Origin of the sequence: Paenibacillus sp. CF095, from assembly GCF_900101225.1 — a bacterium.
Classification (GTDB): domain Bacteria; phylum Bacillota; class Bacilli; order Paenibacillales; family Paenibacillaceae; genus Paenibacillus.
The window spans coordinates 825,041-842,178 of record NZ_FMZN01000001.1 but is presented as its reverse complement, the minus strand read 5'-3'; the positions used below and the strand labels follow the sequence as shown (position 1 = coordinate 842,178).

Below are 17,138 nucleotides of genomic sequence, written 5' to 3'. Positions count from 1 at the left end.
GAAACAAACTAGGTATATGTAATGTAATTTAAGTTCACATTCCCTCCACCCTCATATAACGTTATTTTCCCTTTCAGTAATTCGATTAAGTTTCCGATCTCTTCCTGGATTGTGGCGAAGTCTCCAAATATATCCGATCCCAAAGAATTACTAATCAGATAACCATTCTTTAACGATGAATCGATGCCTAAGTCCACGATAACTTCGTTGAAATCTTCTTTATATTCAATGGTATACCTATATTTAATCATGTTCGTATCTCCAATCAGTTGTGTCCAAGTCATTTCTTAAAAAACGCAGAAGAACCAAGGGAACAAAAAAACAGATCAATCATAGTGATATCTAACCATAATCGACCTGTTCGATGTAACAGAGTAACATTAATTAGGGATGAACCCAAAGCCTTTTCCTGCGTACAACTCAATTGATGATGTCTTTATACAGAGCTTATGTTATTGATTGAATGATTGAATGATGGATTCACTCTGCCCTGGGTAGTCCCATTAAACTGTAACATGACGAATAACCTATCTATCCTATAAAAACAACAGCATCTTTACGTTGAAATGCTAGGGGCAATTTATTTTGAAGAATTGTTATTCTTTCAAACATTTTATCCCTTTTTTCCTCAGTTAAGTTTTTTACCGCCCAATCTTTGATTTGAATTAGTTCCTCAATAATTGACGGTATATCTTCCTCCTCTACATCAACACCTGATGAAAACAGGTCTGTCCATTGTAACCCCAGTGCTTCAATCGCAGGTTGCCAACATTCTTTAAAAAACGATTCTGTAGCAATGGGAACAAAGAAACTCTGTTCAAAATCATTTTGCGGTTCATATACTACAGCACTGATTGACATGCACTTATTCACCTCCAAAAGTAGCACTAAATTTGTAGTCTGGAAACTCTTCTCTTTTGAGAACTCGATCTTCTGTGCAAAATCGCAAACATTTCGAAAATCTTCTTTCATGTAAAAACACACTTTTCTTTTCTGTTCACCAATGTACTCTTCTCTTCTATTAAAGAAACGAAAATAACAAAAGAACAGATTAATCATGGTGATATATTGACCACGATCAATCTGCTGTATTTGTTGAATGATGAATCAATACTAATTAAGTAGCCTCTACTTAAATTTCCATAAAGATATTAGACAATCTTCACATACTTTATAAAATAGCTTTAAAAGGAGCATGACCTGTTTCAGCATTTCTTAATAAAGTCGGTTTTCTAAAACGCAAACTGGTTTCCAGCTTGAAGATAGCGGTATCTCCTTCAATTTCTATAAAAGATACATTAATCCATATAGGAGCTTTCGGAAAAAGACCTCCTAAAACCCCAACAACATCTTCTAACAATAGTTTTTTACCACCAACATTCTCTTTAGATAACACAAGACGTTTCATCATTTCATCGCCACCATCTAACATTTTCCCCTGTTCCTCAACCGGCTCTATGATAAACTTAACGATATCGCTCGTAATGTTTTTTGCCTTTTTTATCTTATCAACGGCTTTAGATAAATTAGTCGAAAAAATTACCTCGTTCATTTGAGTAGTCAAAATATCTCCCCTATTATTTCAGTTTAGTTGAATATACTTTCTTTAATTTCCCTATATCGACATAACCACTTCTCGTTACTTCTAGTTGATATATCTCTAACCAAGCGTTTTCTGTCTTTATTCCAGCACTATTGAATATCTGCTCATATTTTTTAGCCTGCTCAGTTGTTGGTGTATAGTGTCCTGATTCATTTGTTATTCTTCTAACATTTCCGTTTGCATCGACTTTTAGTTTTCCAGCAGCTTGAACATCAGCTCCATTTGCTAAATGAGAATGTCCTCTTCCAACATTTAAATTACCATCTACATCTATGACAAAGTCAACCTCTTTAATTCCATCTCGAATCTTAACTTGGCCATTCTTCAAAACATAGTCAAAACTCTTTCCTTGCTGAATCTCATTTGGATATCTATTTTCAATGATTTCGACAGGTCTAACATCACCCGTCCCCTTAATCTTACTACCTTTCCTTGCCTCAGCCGCTTCCAAATTCTTTTTAATCTTCGCCACAGCTGGATGAGAAGAAGGTACGCGAAACGGCCCTTTGCCACCCGGCATACTTCCGCGAACCATCTGAAATGCCATAAATAGTTGGCTGAATTTCAGAGAAGTCAGCATCATCTGAGCATACTTATCGGATACAGGCTCACCTGTGAAGGGATGAATTCCATTTTCAAAGGCTTTGATCTGCATCGCATAAATATCTTCTCCTGGCGCTTCAGCATCCGTAGCTTGCATCCGATTGATATCCAAATGCCCCTGATCCTTCTTATATGCCTGAAGGGCTGCCTGATCCGTAACACCATTCTCGTTAACAGGCATCCACATCAGCTTCCCATACACATTCACTTGCGCCATCCGGTAGCCTTTATCCTCCGGACCCCCATCATTTCCCAAGGTCTTCATCATTGCTCCCGCACCCACAGCGCCAACAGCACTTCCAAGACTCACCTTTTCAGCATCGACATTCTCAAATCGCGTAGCGATCTCCTTGAGTTCCTTGGAGATGCCCACCATACTCTCCAGTGCTTTATCCAATATAGGACGCGACTGTTCAAACTCATAGTAGAATCGCTCCTGCGTCGCCCCAATCCACATCATCTGAACGAACATGATCTGTCTCGTCAGTTCACTGCGAATATGCTCCAACTGTTGTCTGGCCTGATCCACCTGATTGGTTACATGATGTAGTTGCTCAGGATTCACCTTAATCGTACTCATCCGTTTTCACCGCTCATCTGATATATGATTAACCTATGTTAGCAGAAGTACTAGTACAATACATCCGCCTAACCTCCTGATTTCACTGCATGAACCTACGCTCAGAATGATTTATATCCGTCCTTCAGCCCCATAGGATCTCTTTGTAGGTATATATTGTTCCTGAGGATTGTCCTTCATTTTGACGACTAAAGGATACTATGGCAATTTACTGCGATGAGCAGCATGATTTAATAAATAATAGAATTAATGAAATACTTGACTTAAAGTGATACATAAAGGTACTATATGTTTGTATAAATGGAATATATTACAATTTAAATATCTATTTTGGAATCTTATATTTTCAAGATGGGTATCAGAGTCTATCATAGCTAAGATATCAATGCGTATAAATGAGATTTACATTTTGTCTGCAACACATAACCATTGGCAGGCATTCATTTTATATATACATTCCTACTTCATAGAGTTTTCTAGCCTGTAGAGTTCTACCATTTTCATAAGAGAGGAGGGCACGAGGCTTTAATCTGCAAGCAGGTCTATTTATCGTAACCGCATGTTTTTGTAAAAAAATACCCATAACAAGAAAGGTGGAATTGATTGCTATGAGAAAATTGTTTAGTTTAGCTCTTATTCTTGTTCTAGTGCTTTCGTTTAATGTTGCTGCTTATGCAGACGGTGACGTGACTCAAGCCAAACCGTTGACAAAGGAAGAAATTATTAATTCCAAAGAATTCCGTGAAGCTGTGAAAGCGGCTAAGGCTGAATTTGAATCGCAAAAGGCTGATAATGCGGGTGGTCCAGTTCTGTTTGCTCCTGCTCCGAAAGTATCTCACATTAATGTATATGGTGTTGTATCTCCTAATGGCGGTCAAGAAATTTACGGCTTTAATAACAATCCGCTCTCCACGACCAATGATCATGGTGGGGCTTGGATTCAGTGTATTACGTTCCAGATCGGTTATGACAGTAGTCACTACGGCAAACTCGCTGGCAATACTATGACAAACAACTGGTCTGAAGCTATTGATCTGGACGGTGATCGTGTCGTAGATGCTTTTGCCCATTCTTGGGTTTATGAATCCCCTAATACAACAGGCGGACAATTTGTAGGTACGGTCTATTCCATTAACATTCCAACACAGTGGACCGCTTGGATTAATGTTCGTTAACAGGAAGGATGTAATCTGAATATTGGAGGAATTGGCTATCCTGGTTCTATCATGAGGAATACGGGAAGTAAGCCCAAAGGCTCATCAGCTTCGGATACGAATCGGATCGCACCTAAATTGGATGTGACAGCTCCCTCTTCTGCTAACAATTATGTTAGTACATTTTCTCAGGCGACCTTGAAGAATGGTCTCAAGAAGTCAAGGATGCGTGGAACAAAGCAGAGGAAACAAGCAGTGGCTTCAATCCCTTATCCAATCTGGATTGATGGACACGGATTTGATTCTTGATCAGGCGCAGGGATATACATCCCTGCGTCTTTTCTCATACACCATATGCTTCCCCACTACCATCAAGTTAGTAGAGGCAGCTAACTAATCCCTCGCGCTTTCGATTAGTCTTAGTTTCTCCGTATCTCGAGCTGGAGATAGACCGAAGAAACGGGAGTATTCTCGATTAAACTGTGAGGCACTTTGATAGCCAACTTGATATGCGGCACCGGCTACTGTATAACCCTCAAATGCAATGAGGTTTCTAGCCTCCAACAGCCTTAATTGCTTTTGAAATTGAATAGGACTTAACCCTGTTGCACTTTTAAACTGCCGGTGAAAAGTATTTATAGCCATACCAGATTTTGATGCCATCTCGCCGACGTCTATTGGACTCATAAAATGATCGCGAAACCATTTTACAATTTGAGAAATCTTCGAAAAATTACTCTCCTGCATACCCAGTTGCCTCAAATACCACCCTTGTGGTCCCATCAGAACACGATATAGGATTTCGCGTTCATAGGCCGGCGCAAGAGCTGGAATATCTCTTGTTGTCTTTGTTAATCGCAATAACCGTAGCCATGCCTCCATAAATTCAATATCTATCTCACAAGCTGCGAACGGCTCCGATGACGTTGGTATCAGATTTTCAGGCAGATCTCTTAATAAGCTTTGAAGGACATTCTGATTCAACGCAAGACCAAGGGACATGTAAGGACCGCCATTAGGGTCTGGATATACCCTCGCCGTTGCGGGAACATGTACCGGCAGAACATAATATGAGGGTCCCCCCAAGGTAATACTGCGCTCCCCGATTGAAAGAATCTTTGTTCCTTGAACCGTAAACCCAATCATCGGCTCGTATAGCGCTGCAAGCTGATGTGCGGGTATATCTCCCTTAATCATACTCAGCCCCGGCACTTCCGTTGCAATCGGTCGAGTACCTGCATATTTCATTAAATCTATAATTTCATCCATAATTTTATTCATACACCTATTTTATCAGACGACTCTGTATTCCTCAACACAACACCGACATGAATCGGCACTTTTAGGCTTTTCTTATATATAAAACAAAGGAAATTACAATTACATAAAATTAAACATGGTGGTTTTAGGCAATTATAAGGTGTTATTAGATCTATATAATTTCAGCAGAGGAGACTACAATAAAGTCCAGATCGATCACAAGAAAGGGTGGATATGATGAAAATTGCAATCGTAACAGGTGGAAGTAATGGCATTGGTAAAGCGACGGCTCTTGAACTGGGCAAGCGCGGAATTAGCGTGATTCTCACATACAATTCTTATAAGGAGCGGGCAGAAGCTGTCGTTAAGGAAGTTGAGAAGAATAATGGAGTTCGGGCTGCAGCACTGAAGTTGGATCTGACGCAAGTATCAACATTCGAAGGTTTCTCCCTGGAAGTTAAGAAATGTCTCAAAGACATTTGGGATAGAACAACTTTTGATTACTTAGTTAATAATGGAGGTATTGGCGGACCCATGATGTTCAATGAGATGAGCGAAGAGTACTTCGACAAGATTCTTAATACGAACTTTAAAGGACCGGTTTTTCTAACACAACACCTCGTGCAATTCATGGATGATGCTGGAGCCATCGTTAATACCACAAGTTCATCCAAAAACCAATCATTCCCAGGTTACTCTGCCTACGGTTCGTTAAAAGCAGCCTTCTCCACATGGACTCGTTATATCGCCAAAGAACTTGCACCTCGCAACATTCGGGTCAACGCCGTTTCTCCCGGTCCTACGCACAGCAATTTTGGCGATGGAGTATTCGATAAGCATCCCGAATTCATCAAGTCACTGGCTGAGCAATCTGTATTTGGCAGAATAGGCCAACCCGAAGATATTGCGAAGGTCATTGTGAATGTATTGTCCGATGATTTCGGCTGGGTTACAGCTCAGGACATTGAAGTGTCTGGCGGACATTTGCTTTAAAAATGTAAAGACAACACGCTGTGAATAACGGCATATCTGCGGAGTTCCACACTGATATTGCTCTGCTTATAGAACATTTTTCTAGCTGCTACGTTCGATTATACTTGGTTTGTTTAGCTCATGGTGTTTGGCCATGAGCCTTATTTATTTTCGTAAGAGTAGTATTACATTGCTCTCTCCGGTTCGTGTAATTCTTGATTTGCTTGTTAAACGATTCGATCAGATGCGTCGGATACAGACTTCTCCAGATCGGTTTGGGAAAGCTGTGAAAGGGTCTTCCTTTTCTATTTGCACACTATATTTTACGCTCTGCTCCGTAGAAGTATTGAGACCGCTACGGCTACTTTCGTTCATTATTATGGAAGTTGATGGATCCGAAAGTGCGTAACCGTTGGTCGGCATCATGGTTCCAAGCGCAAACCATAGGACCAGAAAAATGATAAAGCGGTAATAGTAATTTAGTCCTCAATTATAAGGTTATTTTCCTTTTATACTTCGATGACATTTGGAATCACTCTGATTAAATAGTCAATTTTCGGTAGTAAGTGATGCTCGTAAGAGCATCCTCCAAAAGGTTGCTGCATACAACAAAAGCCGCCGGATGGCGACTTTTTAGTAAAAAACACTTCTTATTATAATCTGCTCACATAATACAAACTACTTTTCCTCTGTATATATAAACACATACGTACTCTCATCCGATTTCTCTTCTGAGAAAACAAACTCTAACCGATCAAAGCTTCTTACATCCTTCACATCTGTAATTTTACGCTCTGCCATATATCGTACCATCTCACCTCTAGCCATTTTGGCCCGGGTTGCCTTTTCAACAATCTTCCCATCAACCATTTGTCCAAATACACAAGTAATGAACCGGGTTTCCTTACTCAGAAAAGGAGTGATATTTTTGCTATACTCTTTGGAAGCCAGATTCAGAATGCAACTGCTTTCAGATTGAAGCTGATCTGCGAGTTTGCTGCCCCAGAATTGATAGAGCGATTTGAAACCTGGACCTTGCAGCTTGCCCTGCATCTCCAACCGATAAGGGGTAACGCCATCCAAAGGCCGTAACATGCCATAAAAACCGGATAAAATACGTAAATGCTGTTGAAGATACGCCAGTTCCTCATCTTGAAAAACACCCGGAGCCATATATTGATACTGTATGCCCTCATAGGCATAGATGGCTGGCGTAAGATTTGCCTTTATATTCATATTCCGAATCCGCTCCACGTTCTGTTCGGCGATTGCATCGTTACACTTCCACATCGCTTTGAGTTCGTCATAGGATAACTTTTGAAGCAGACTCAATAGCTGTTCTGACTCGTTTATAAATTGCGGCATCTGCGCGATAGCCATAAGGTCTGTATCGATCTTCATCTTTTTAGCTGGTGATATGATAATTCTCATCGTGCTGATCCATCCTTAATCTACCGTTGTTTTAGTCGTTATCCATTGTACAGGATTGGACAGGCGAATCCAATGCCAAGGCTTAACTAAATCCTCATGATACCTTTGTAAAGACTCAAAAATGAACAAGTCAGCCCAAGATTGGACCGGCTTGTTCATTCGAATTCAACAATTTGATTGGTGAGAAAGCAAGGCTCGCATTTCAAACCGCTATTAGGGAGATACGCTCCCCGCGCTGCTATTTTGCTCTGTTTTTGTAGTCGGCAATTGAATCATTGGCGTATTTGACCCACTTACATATGGAAGGGCTCCATCCCATTTCTTGATGGTTTCATATTCAACGAGTTGACTCGATAAGGATTGTTGAAGCTCTTTGTTGGCTTTAGCTTGACCTTCTGCTTCGATCAATAGTTTGTCTGCATTACCTTGTGCTTCCACGCGCTTGCGCTCTGCTTCTTTCTTGGCGATCTCGAGTTCCGTCGTTTTACGTTCCAGTTCTTGAGAAGCTTCGACACGCTTATCGATTGCTTCCTGAGTCTTGGCATCAGGTTGAGGAACACCTACAGTAACGTTGGATACAATAAAACCTAACTCTTTAACGTCATCAGAGAAACGTTGTTGCACATCGACGCCTGCCTCAGATGACTTTTCACCATACACATCAATGACTGTAAACTTGGAAATTCCTTTACGGGCTGCGTCACGGAAACGTGTTTTGAGATATGTATCCTCAATTTCTTGAATGCTAATTGGCCCAAATGTATTGAATATAGAAGATACTTTACTTGGTTCTACCTGGTAGTTGTAAGCAAAATCAATGGTGATGTTTTTTCCGTCAGAAGTTGCAATCTGAATGTCTCTGTATTCCACCGTTTGAATTCGGATCGGATATTTCGTTACTTTATCAAACGCTCCAACCAGTTTCCACCCTTGACTCAGTGTACTATCTTTTACCCCTCCATTGGGTGAATAAACGACCCCAACATATCCATTAGGAATTCGTGTTAAAAAGAAGGTCACCAGTAGCACTCCCACAATAATAACTAATGCAACCGCAATTGCCCCTACCCTAAACGTCTTTGAATTTTTCATCAACATTCTCCTCTTGTTTGAATTTATTGTATTTCTTCAGAATTCTACTACCTATTTTATTGAATAGCGGGATCATTAATGCCCATAGAATAAATGCTAGGATAAAAATTAAAATGATTCCCCCAATAAATGGCATATTCGTCCTCCCCTCTATGGATGTAACCGAGTACAAATTTATAAATGGTAACTAATTATATCCTTCTTTATATATACTTTGTAAATTCGTATTAGGTTTCAAGGATGTTTAGCGCTTGAAGTACTAATAGGTTAAGTAGTGAAGAAAATGGTGAGTGAGTGACGTCAAGTACCCGGTTGTTCCCATAAAAAGAAAGTGATCAATAATTCATCTGGCTATTATGGATCAGGCCATAGTTGTACCCATTACTCTTCTCTCTGGGTGTATACAACTTCCTGTGGATTGTCCTTCAATATGACGACTACAGGATACTGTGGCATTTTACTGCGACGAGCAGCGATGCTAATGATATCATCTTCATCCATACTCTTTTCAACGATTAAATACGTTTCTTAAACCATCTTCAAGCTCCTTCATATCCTTTTTATATGAGCCGTACCATGTGACAGAAGCTATGACAACTAATATAAGTACAATCAGTGATCCTTTTAGAAACTTCTATTCTATCGGCCAAAAAGAAAAAACCTTAAGGACATTGCCCCAAGGTTTAAGCGTAGGAAATTATACATGTTCATTATAAGAAATAGACTCAAATAATTGACCAAATACAGGTATTAGTTTAGTTACATACCAATTTACGTCAGTTATTTTGTTATAACTTTCTACATCAAGGACTTTTCGATTGATATAAGGACTCATAAGTATGGTACCATTCTCTTCAATTAAAAATGTTCCCCCTACATCAGTATCTTTCCAAGTCATTGCCACTCCAATTAATTCTCTTTTATTATCCTTTATGACTAAAATCTTTAGTAACTCCTCTAGAGGAATTGATTTGCTCCGCCAATTAAAGTCATTATCGTCTCCAATTGGTAGATAAGTTACTTTTCCTTGATCGTTATAAGACCAACCGAAATCTTCGAGTTTGCGAAGAATAGTCATTCTTGAGATTTGCTTTGATAAACTTATTTCAATGGATATTGAAACAGACATGCAAAATCCCCCTTATCTTTAATCTGAAAATCCCTTGAATCCAATCCCTTTTTTAGTTAGCCAATCTTTGATCTGCTGAGGTATTTTTCGTGTTTGAATATAAGTAATTTATAAATTGCGGCATCTGCGCGATAGCCATAAGATCGATGTCGATCTTCATCTTTTTAGCTGGTAATATGATAATTCTCATCGTGTTAATCCATCCTTAATCTACCGTTGTTTTTATCGTTATCCATTTTCCAGGATTGGACAGGCGAATCCAATGGTGAAGCATAATATCTTCTTTTGTCTTAGCAAGTATGATTGCTTTATTCATTCGGATTAGGCGTCAGCTGAATCCATTCATCTGTATAGTTGTAGATATATTCCTGCGGATTGTCCTTGAATTTGACGACAACAGGATACATCGGCATTTTGCTGCGACGAGCGGTGATGCTTATAATCGTATTCTCATCTATTCCTTTTTCGGCGGTTAAATATGTTCTCAATTCATCCTCCAGCTTCTTCATGTCACTCTTATAAGAGCCATACCATGAAAAAGAAGCAATGACCACTAGTACAATTATAATTAATGAGGCCTTTAGTAACTTCATTTCTACTCACCCTTACTTTAATTATATTCTATATAATCCGAAATTCACCAATCTGATTGAACTCGCTTATTTGGAATAGGCCCTTGCTACTAGATCAGATCAAAACTTGTCAATATGTTATTATCTGAAGTTTGGTCGATATTCTCATGAGTCACCATGATCTGTTTTGTTATGATTATAAATAAAATGTATTTAAATTAATAGGGTCTAAGAGAAAGGGTGCCGCTTCTTATGTTTATTGTTCAATTACTGCTCGCTCTCGCACTTTTGGGCGGTTCAGACAGCTCCAATAATGCCACGTCTACACAACTGGAATTCAATCCGTTACAGCCTCACCCTGCTTATTCTGAACTTGTCTTGGAATCCGGTTTAAAGCCTTTCCGTTCTGAACTAACATACAAAGGATTTGATCCAGACTATAATCAATTTGAGCAGGCCGCTAAAATTCTTCAGGACAAGCTTTTGGAAAGCGCACTACCACCGCTTCTATCCAAACCCGGAGATACAGGTACATTTGATTACGGCGGACAATTAAAATTGTTAAAAACTGTCCCTCTGAAGCAAAGTATTGAATTCGGCCCATTAACTATTCATATGATGGATGCTCAATTATTAGAGGCTAGTAATATTCCAGATGATACCCGTAAAAACATTTCTATTCTGAATCAAGAAGATATCGGTCCTGATATGACGTATATCAAAATCATCTACAGTGTGGAAAATACAACGGATAAAAATATCGGATTTTACGGTTTGAATTCCATTCATCCAAACACGGGTAAACCTATCTCAGCAGATCGTAATTTCATGAGAAAACCCTATGTTTATCATCAATATGACGGCGTAGTTATGGATAATATGGGCTATGGTTTAGTCTATACAGATGATCCCGACAAGCTGGAATCCCTTGAATTGGTTTTCAATAGAATCTATGACTATGACACTGGAGAAACCATTGTAGAGCCTACTTCGTTGATTATCCCTTTCACGGTCCAGAAGTAATATTAAACTTATATTTGCTTCAATAATAGGATATCATTTTTACACGATATGATAATTATTAAACCCCGGCCACGTACCTGCAGATGAGCAGCATACAGCCGGGGTTCCTTGTTGTATTAAGAAAATACCTTTGCTCTATCTAATAACTCAAACTATCTCATCTCGTAAAATCATGCTGCCCAATGGTCAGAAGCGTCGGCCTGCTCTTACTCCACACCGAAGTGGCAATCTTCGGATTGTAATAATAGAGCGCTCCGTTCGTCGGATCAGCGCCATTCAAAGCTTTGCGAGCAGCCCTGTAAGAGGTCTGGGTTGGCTTGGTATTAAACTGGCCATCGTCTATAGCCGTGAACTGCCCTTTCTGGAAAATAACTTTCGAAATAGACGATGGGAATTCACTTGAATGTACCCGATTCAACACAACCGCTCCTACAGCGACTTGCCCTTCAAAAGATTCTCCGCGCGCTTCACCATGGATCAGCTTCGCCAACTGGCGCAGCGTTTCGCCCTCTGCTTTGGCCTTTTTGTTCAGCCTGTTCAGCGTCGCTGGACCTGCAACGCCGTCTGCACTCAGTCCCTGCGCCTGCTGGAACTTGCGGACAGCACCTTTGGTGATGGTACCGTAATATCCAGTCATTCCAGCATTGAAGTAGCCCAGATCGCTTAATTGCTCCTGCAATTGCAGCACATGTTCGCTACGAACGCCCTGTTCCAACTTCTGTGCTCCCGCAGAAGGAGCTGCCACGGTCAATCCCAGAGTCAATGCGCAGGCACCGAGGAGCATGCTGACCCGCCCTGCTCTTTTGCCAGCCATTTTCCCCTTTCCATGAGTGACTTTCCGACTGACAGTGATAGGCTCCATGTTGTCAGCAATCGTTAACAGATCTACCCCCTCATTCGTGCTATCAACTGTAGTGCGTTCATTACTGTTCATATGGCTAACCACCTTCATCTCTTTCATCTCACTCACGCTATCTAATTCAATTATCATATTCTTTTCATTCATTTCATTCGGTTGATCCATTCCAATATTGTTCTTCATCATTCCATTAACCTCCACTTTTCTGAATCCAGATCCCACATCTTCCTCCTGAATCCTCACGGTTGGACATCCCGAGTGTCATTATAGGATATAGAAAAAATGAAGTCTATCGGACCGATGACGCAGTGAAAAAACGACACCGAACATAACAAAAAGAGGCATGAGCCCATGGTCACACCATGGTCATGCCCCTTCTTGTATCAACCATATACCGCTTGTCCAACCCGTTATTTCCGTAGGCAGGCAGACCCGTACAAAAGTTGCGTTGTATTTATTGACAATTACTCGGCCAGTTCCTGACCCTTCGTTTCCCGGCCCCAGAACAGTACAGCCGCTGCGCCAATGAGGATTGTCACGAAGAAAATCGTGAAAATCAGACTGATCGCAACTTCACGTTGAACCAGCATACCGACCATTAATGGGGCAAGTACACCACCGATTCGGCCAACCGATGTGGCAAGTCCAACACCTGTCGAACGAACGGAAGTCGGATACAATTCCGGGCTGTAGGCGTACAGACCACCCCAGGCTCCCAGATTGAAGAAGGAAAGACAGATTCCTGCGGCCAAGATCGTCGCTTCCGTTGTTGCCAGTCCGAACGCAATCGCACTGAATGCGGTCAAGGTAAGGTACACAACCAGTACGAACTTGCGACCGTAACGTTCAATGAAGTACGCCGCGGTGAAGTAACCTGGCAACTGTGCAATCGTCATGATCAGCACGTATTGGAAGCTTTTGACCAACGTAAATCCTTTTGCCATTACAACCGAAGGCAACCACAGGAACATTCCATAATAAGAGAAAATGACGGTAAACCACAAAATCCAGAGCATCAACGTTGTACGGCGATGTGGTGCTGACCAGACGGTAGCCACTTTCTCGCGGAACGTGATTTTATGAAGCTTGGTATGATTCTTGTACCGCGGCGGGTCCTGAATGGCACGTCGCAGATATAATGCGTAGAACGCCGGAAGTGCACCAATGGCAAAGGCAATTCTCCATCCGTACTCCGGGATGACAAAGTTGGCAATGAGCGCCGATACAATCCAGCCCCCTGCCCAGAAACTTTCCAATAATACAACGGCACGTCCCCGTTCTGCTGTAGGCATCGACTCCGACACCAGTGTGGATGCCACGGGTAGCTCTCCGCCAAGTCCAATCCCTGCAACCAGACGCAGTGCACACAACACGGCAAATCCAGTCGCCAATGCAGACAGACCACTTGCAATCGTGAAGATTAGCAAGGTCCACATCAGAATGGCCTTCCGTCCAAAACGGTCCGCGAGCGCACCCGCAAGCAAAGCACCGAGCGCCATACCGATCGAGTTAATACTCGTAAGCACGCCGACTTGTCCGGGACTGAGACTCCATTCCTTGGCGAGTGCAGCCACGATAAAGGAGATCATACCGACTTCCATCGCATCAAACAGCCAGCTCATGCCGGCACTGAACAGCAGCTTACGCTGCTTGGGATTCCGCAATACTTCCAGTTTGCTCATCACTTATAGCTCCCTTGATCTCTATGTAGTCACTCTGACACTAAATCATTATTATGCAGAATGCTCCAGAAATCAATGCAAAATAAGCTTTTCCTTCCGATTTCTGCGATACCTCACCCCTTGAGTGAACCCGCTGTCAGACCTGCAACAAAGTAACGTTGGAGCAGAAGAAACAGCACGATCATCGGAATGGCCGTTACCAGCACCCCCGTAAGCATCATCGGATAATTCGTCACGTATTCCCCGCGGAACTGCATAAGCGCGAGCGGTAACGTGAGCTTGCTCTTACTACTGAGCATCAGCATGGGAATAAGCAAGTCATTCCATACCATGACGAGTAGGAACGTAGCCGTTGCCGCCAGTGAAGGTGCAGCGAGTGGCAGTGCAATCCGGGTATAGAGCCTCCATTCACTAGCTCCATCCATACTACCCGCTTCCAGAATCTCCGAATTGAGCATGCGCATGAAGCCTGTCAGCATGAACACAGAGACAGGCATCAGCATCGCTGCAGATACCACAATCAGGCCCGTCAGACTGTCCGACCAGCCGAGGGTACGCGTAAGGGAATAGATCGGCAGCATACTCACCTGGGAAGGAACGATAAGACCGGCTACGAACAGAGCAAACACGATTTTGCCTACACTGCCGCCCCAGCGGACAATGGCGTAAGCAATCATGCTGCTCAGCAATAACTCAATGGCAACCGTACCAAGCGTCACGACCAGACTGTTTCCGAAATATTGCCACATCGGCTGATTGCGGAACATGCCAGTGATGTTATCCCACGTAAACGGGTCCGGCCAGCTGAATGGACTGGTGAAGAAGTTGCTGCTTGTTTTGAACGAGGATACAAATACAAAGTACAGCGGCACCAGAATCAGCAGCGCGTACACCAATAAGATCAGGCGATTGAACCATTTTAAAAACATGTGAACTCCCTTCTGCCTCGATTGCAGGATGAATGCTCCAACATCAACCTCAATAGCTCACCCGGTCAGCGCGTAGTGCCTTGAACTGCAATAACGTCAGCAACGCGAGCAACACCAGGAAGATCATGGAACCCGCAGAAGCCAGACCAAATGAATAGCTGCCAAAGGCGGTATGATAGATATATGTTGTCAAAATTTCAGTTGCGTAGTTCGGGCCTCCGTCCGTCATTGTAAAAATGAGGTCAAATGCCTTGAACGACTGAATGGTCGTGTAGGCCACAACAATCGTCGCCGAAGGTGCCAGCAGCGGCCAGGTCACGGTACGGAATACCTGCCATTTGCTGCCGCCGTCCATACGAGCCGCTTCATAAAGTTCTGCCGGAATACCTTGCAGACCTGCGATGAATACAATCATCATCTGTCCAGCATGGGCCCAGACTTGTACCGCAGCGATGGAATAGATGGCGATCTTGGGATCACCAATCCAGTTACGAGCGATGCTGCTCATCCCGGCTTCATTCAGTCCATAGTTGATCAATCCAATGGATGGATCATACATAAATGCCCAGATCAGTCCGACCGATACGGAGGACAGAATCGCAGGCAGGAAATACAATGCCCGAAGCACAATGCGTGTCTTGGTATTGCGTACCAGGAGCAGGGCCAGGACAAGTGAAATAAAGGTTTGTGCAATAACAACCGTTAACATAAACTCCACGTTGTTGCCAAAGGCTTTGCGGAATACGATGCTGCTGAGACTGTCCTTGTAATTATCCAGCCCTACAAATGCATACGACGGGGATACCCCGTCCCAATCCGTAAAGGAATAGAACAGCCCCGTCAATGTAGGAAATACGAACAATCCAACGTACAGCAGCAACCCAGGGATCAGAAACAGGGATAGCTGAAGACGGTTTTTCATCGTTTATTTCCCGATATGCTGATCAATGATCGCTTGTGCCTGCTGTGCTGCTTCTTCTGGAGAAGTGCCGCTCAGTACAGCCTGGATGGAGTTGGTTACTGCTTTTTGATTATCTCCGTTCAGGATGGTGAACCGTGGCTGGAACACGGTCTTTTTGCTCGCCCATTCTCCGGCTACCTGAAGCTCAGGCGTATCGTACTTCACATCATTCACCGTTACATTCTGTCCCGTTTGGTTGGCATAGTCACTCGCTACATCGGGATTGCTAAGGAATTCGAGGAACTTCTTCGCTTCTTCCGGATGTTTTGACTTGCTGTTCACGGCGAGCATGAATGTGGTCGTATGCACTCCTTCATACTTCGCTTGATCTGCGCTTACGGTAATCGGTGCAAGCAGTTTTTGCTCCAGATTTGGATTCTGCTGCTTGTTCTGAGCTAATTGATACGATCCACTTGCCAGCATCGCTGCTTTTTCTTGAATAAACAGTGCGCCAGCCGCAGGGTCCTTCGTGCCCAGTGCATCTTGCTGGAAGTAACCTTTATCGTTCAGTTCCTTGATTTGAGTCAACGTTTTCACCCAGAACTCATCCGTTAGTTTAGCTTCGCCAGCTTCCACTTTGGTAAAAATGTCGTCACTTGGTGCATTGTTCATCACCATCGTATTCATGAATTGCCCTGGGCCAATGTCCGCTCCGGCAAAGGCAATCGGAATGATGCCATTGTCTTTTAGCTTCTGGCAAAGTGCCAGGAAACCTTCCCAATCGGTCGGTGGCGTCAGGCCGTATTGTTCAAACAGTTTTACGTTATAGATAGGATCGTTATATACGAGTTGATACGGGATCGCATATTGCTTGCCATCATGCTGTCCTGATTCAATCAGCTTTGAATTGTAGGCCGACAGAAACGATGATCCGGTCAGGTCCGTGAACAAGCCGGCTTTGGTGAAAGCTTCGAACTGTGCACCCGGGAAGGAAGCAAATACATCCCCTACCGAACCGTCACTGATTTTGGATTGTACGGTGGACTGATATTGATCGGAGGGCAGTGTCTGCATCTCCACTTTAATGTTCGGATTTGCTGTCTCAAAAGCGTCAATGGTTTTGTTCAGTGCTTCCACATCTTCTCCACGCCAGTGCATGAAGCTGATCGTAACTTTACCTGAACCCGAGGAGCCGTTCTCTCCAGATGACGCGTTATCCCCACTGCCGCAAGCTGACAGCAGGATGGACATCACCAGCATACTGACAAGCGGCAGGATCAATTTTTTATTTTTTTTCATGAAAGACGACCTCCTGAAGGATGTTATATAAGTTGAAAGAATGATTTAC

General features: G+C 42.7%; 17 protein-coding genes and 2 pseudogenes. 3 read left to right on the top strand and 16 right to left on the bottom strand.

The window, feature by feature from the left end:
* Positions 1–8: 8 nt before the first annotated feature.
* The 5 genes and pseudogenes from BLS69_RS03700 to BLS69_RS32495 all read right to left on the bottom strand — a co-directional run.
* The gene (locus tag BLS69_RS03700) at positions 9–251 is read right to left on the bottom strand and encodes a hypothetical protein (RefSeq protein ID WP_091028723.1); all 243 of its coding nucleotides are present in this window, start codon (positions 249–251) and stop codon (positions 9–11) included.
* 280 nt (positions 252–531) lie between these two features.
* A complete protein-coding gene (locus tag BLS69_RS03695; protein WP_091034825.1) occupies positions 532–861 on the bottom strand; it encodes a hypothetical protein in 330 nt (109 codons plus the stop codon).
* 310 nt (positions 862–1,171) lie between these two features.
* The gene (locus BLS69_RS03690) at positions 1,172–1,552 is read right to left on the bottom strand and encodes a hypothetical protein (RefSeq protein ID WP_091034823.1); all 381 of its coding nucleotides are present in this window, start codon (positions 1,550–1,552) and stop codon (positions 1,172–1,174) included.
* A 25-nt stretch (positions 1,553–1,577) separates the two neighbouring features.
* Positions 1,578–1,985 (bottom strand): annotated as a pseudogene (locus BLS69_RS32500) (hypothetical protein); the annotation flags it as partial.
* A 540-nt stretch (positions 1,986–2,525) separates the two neighbouring features.
* A pseudogene (locus BLS69_RS32495) lies at positions 2,526–2,786 on the bottom strand (WXG100 family type VII secretion target); the annotation flags it as partial.
* 608 nt (positions 2,787–3,394) lie between these two features.
* Between BLS69_RS32495 and BLS69_RS03680 the strand changes: the two are divergent.
* Positions 3,395–3,961: a DUF4879 domain-containing protein gene (locus BLS69_RS03680; RefSeq protein WP_091028718.1), complete on the top strand. Its 567-nt coding sequence runs from the start codon at positions 3,395–3,397 to the stop codon at positions 3,959–3,961.
* A 372-nt stretch (positions 3,962–4,333) separates the two neighbouring features.
* Here BLS69_RS03680 and BLS69_RS03670 read toward each other — a convergent pair whose 3' ends face one another.
* A complete protein-coding gene (locus BLS69_RS03670) occupies positions 4,334–5,221 on the bottom strand; it encodes an AraC family transcriptional regulator (protein ID WP_091028713.1) in 888 nt (295 codons plus the stop codon).
* 213 nt (positions 5,222–5,434) lie between these two features.
* On the opposite strand from BLS69_RS03670, the gene BLS69_RS03665 reads away from it, so the two are divergent.
* Positions 5,435–6,193: an SDR family NAD(P)-dependent oxidoreductase gene (locus tag BLS69_RS03665; protein ID WP_256332218.1), complete on the top strand. Its 759-nt coding sequence runs from the start codon at positions 5,435–5,437 to the stop codon at positions 6,191–6,193.
* Positions 6,194–6,850: 657 nt separating this feature from the next.
* Here BLS69_RS03665 and yaaA read toward each other — a convergent pair.
* From yaaA to BLS69_RS03645, 5 genes are all read right to left on the bottom strand, one after another.
* Positions 6,851–7,603, bottom strand: a complete 753-nt coding sequence (gene yaaA, locus BLS69_RS03660; protein WP_091028711.1) for a peroxide stress protein YaaA — start codon at positions 7,601–7,603, stop codon at positions 6,851–6,853.
* Positions 7,604–7,816: 213 nt separating this feature from the next.
* On the bottom strand, positions 7,817–8,695 hold the full coding sequence (locus tag BLS69_RS03655) for a prohibitin family protein (RefSeq protein ID WP_091028709.1): 879 nt from the start codon (positions 8,693–8,695) through the stop codon (positions 7,817–7,819).
* A complete protein-coding gene (locus BLS69_RS32050) occupies positions 8,673–8,831 on the bottom strand; it encodes a hypothetical protein (RefSeq protein ID WP_176872558.1) in 159 nt (52 codons plus the stop codon). Before BLS69_RS32050 ends, BLS69_RS03655 begins: the two co-directional genes overlap by 23 nt.
* 561 nt (positions 8,832–9,392) lie before the next feature.
* Positions 9,393–9,824 carry a hypothetical protein gene (locus BLS69_RS03650; protein ID WP_091028707.1) on the bottom strand — a complete coding sequence of 144 codons (432 nt, stop codon included), beginning with the start codon at positions 9,822–9,824 and terminating at the stop codon, positions 9,393–9,395.
* A 308-nt stretch (positions 9,825–10,132) separates the two neighbouring features.
* Complete coding sequence (locus BLS69_RS03645) at positions 10,133–10,417, bottom strand: DUF3139 domain-containing protein (protein ID WP_091028705.1); 285 nt, start codon at positions 10,415–10,417, stop codon at positions 10,133–10,135.
* A 231-nt stretch (positions 10,418–10,648) separates the two neighbouring features.
* Between BLS69_RS03645 and BLS69_RS03640 the strand changes: the two genes are divergently transcribed.
* Entirely contained in the window at positions 10,649–11,419 is a 771-nt protein-coding gene (locus BLS69_RS03640; protein ID WP_091028703.1) for a hypothetical protein, read from the top strand.
* 157 nt (positions 11,420–11,576) lie between these two features.
* On the opposite strand, the gene BLS69_RS03635 is transcribed toward BLS69_RS03640, so the two are convergent.
* The 5 genes from BLS69_RS03635 to BLS69_RS03615 form a co-directional block, all read right to left on the bottom strand.
* Positions 11,577–12,464 (bottom strand): cell wall hydrolase, encoded by an 888-nt coding sequence (locus BLS69_RS03635; protein WP_256332217.1) that lies wholly within the window; start codon positions 12,462–12,464, stop codon positions 11,577–11,579.
* A gap of 278 nt (positions 12,465–12,742) precedes the next feature.
* A complete protein-coding gene (locus BLS69_RS03630; protein ID WP_074095747.1) occupies positions 12,743–13,960 on the bottom strand; it encodes an MFS transporter in 1,218 nt (405 codons plus the stop codon).
* A gap of 113 nt (positions 13,961–14,073) precedes the next feature.
* Positions 14,074–14,889, bottom strand: a complete 816-nt coding sequence (locus BLS69_RS03625; RefSeq protein ID WP_017687488.1) for a carbohydrate ABC transporter permease — start codon at positions 14,887–14,889, stop codon at positions 14,074–14,076.
* A gap of 49 nt (positions 14,890–14,938) precedes the next feature.
* Positions 14,939–15,811, bottom strand: a complete 873-nt coding sequence (locus BLS69_RS03620; protein ID WP_017687487.1) for a carbohydrate ABC transporter permease — start codon at positions 15,809–15,811, stop codon at positions 14,939–14,941.
* Positions 15,812–15,814: 3 nt separating this feature from the next.
* Positions 15,815–17,089 (bottom strand): ABC transporter substrate-binding protein, encoded by a 1,275-nt coding sequence (locus BLS69_RS03615; protein WP_091028701.1) that lies wholly within the window; start codon positions 17,087–17,089, stop codon positions 15,815–15,817.
* Positions 17,090–17,138: the final 49 nt, after the last annotated feature.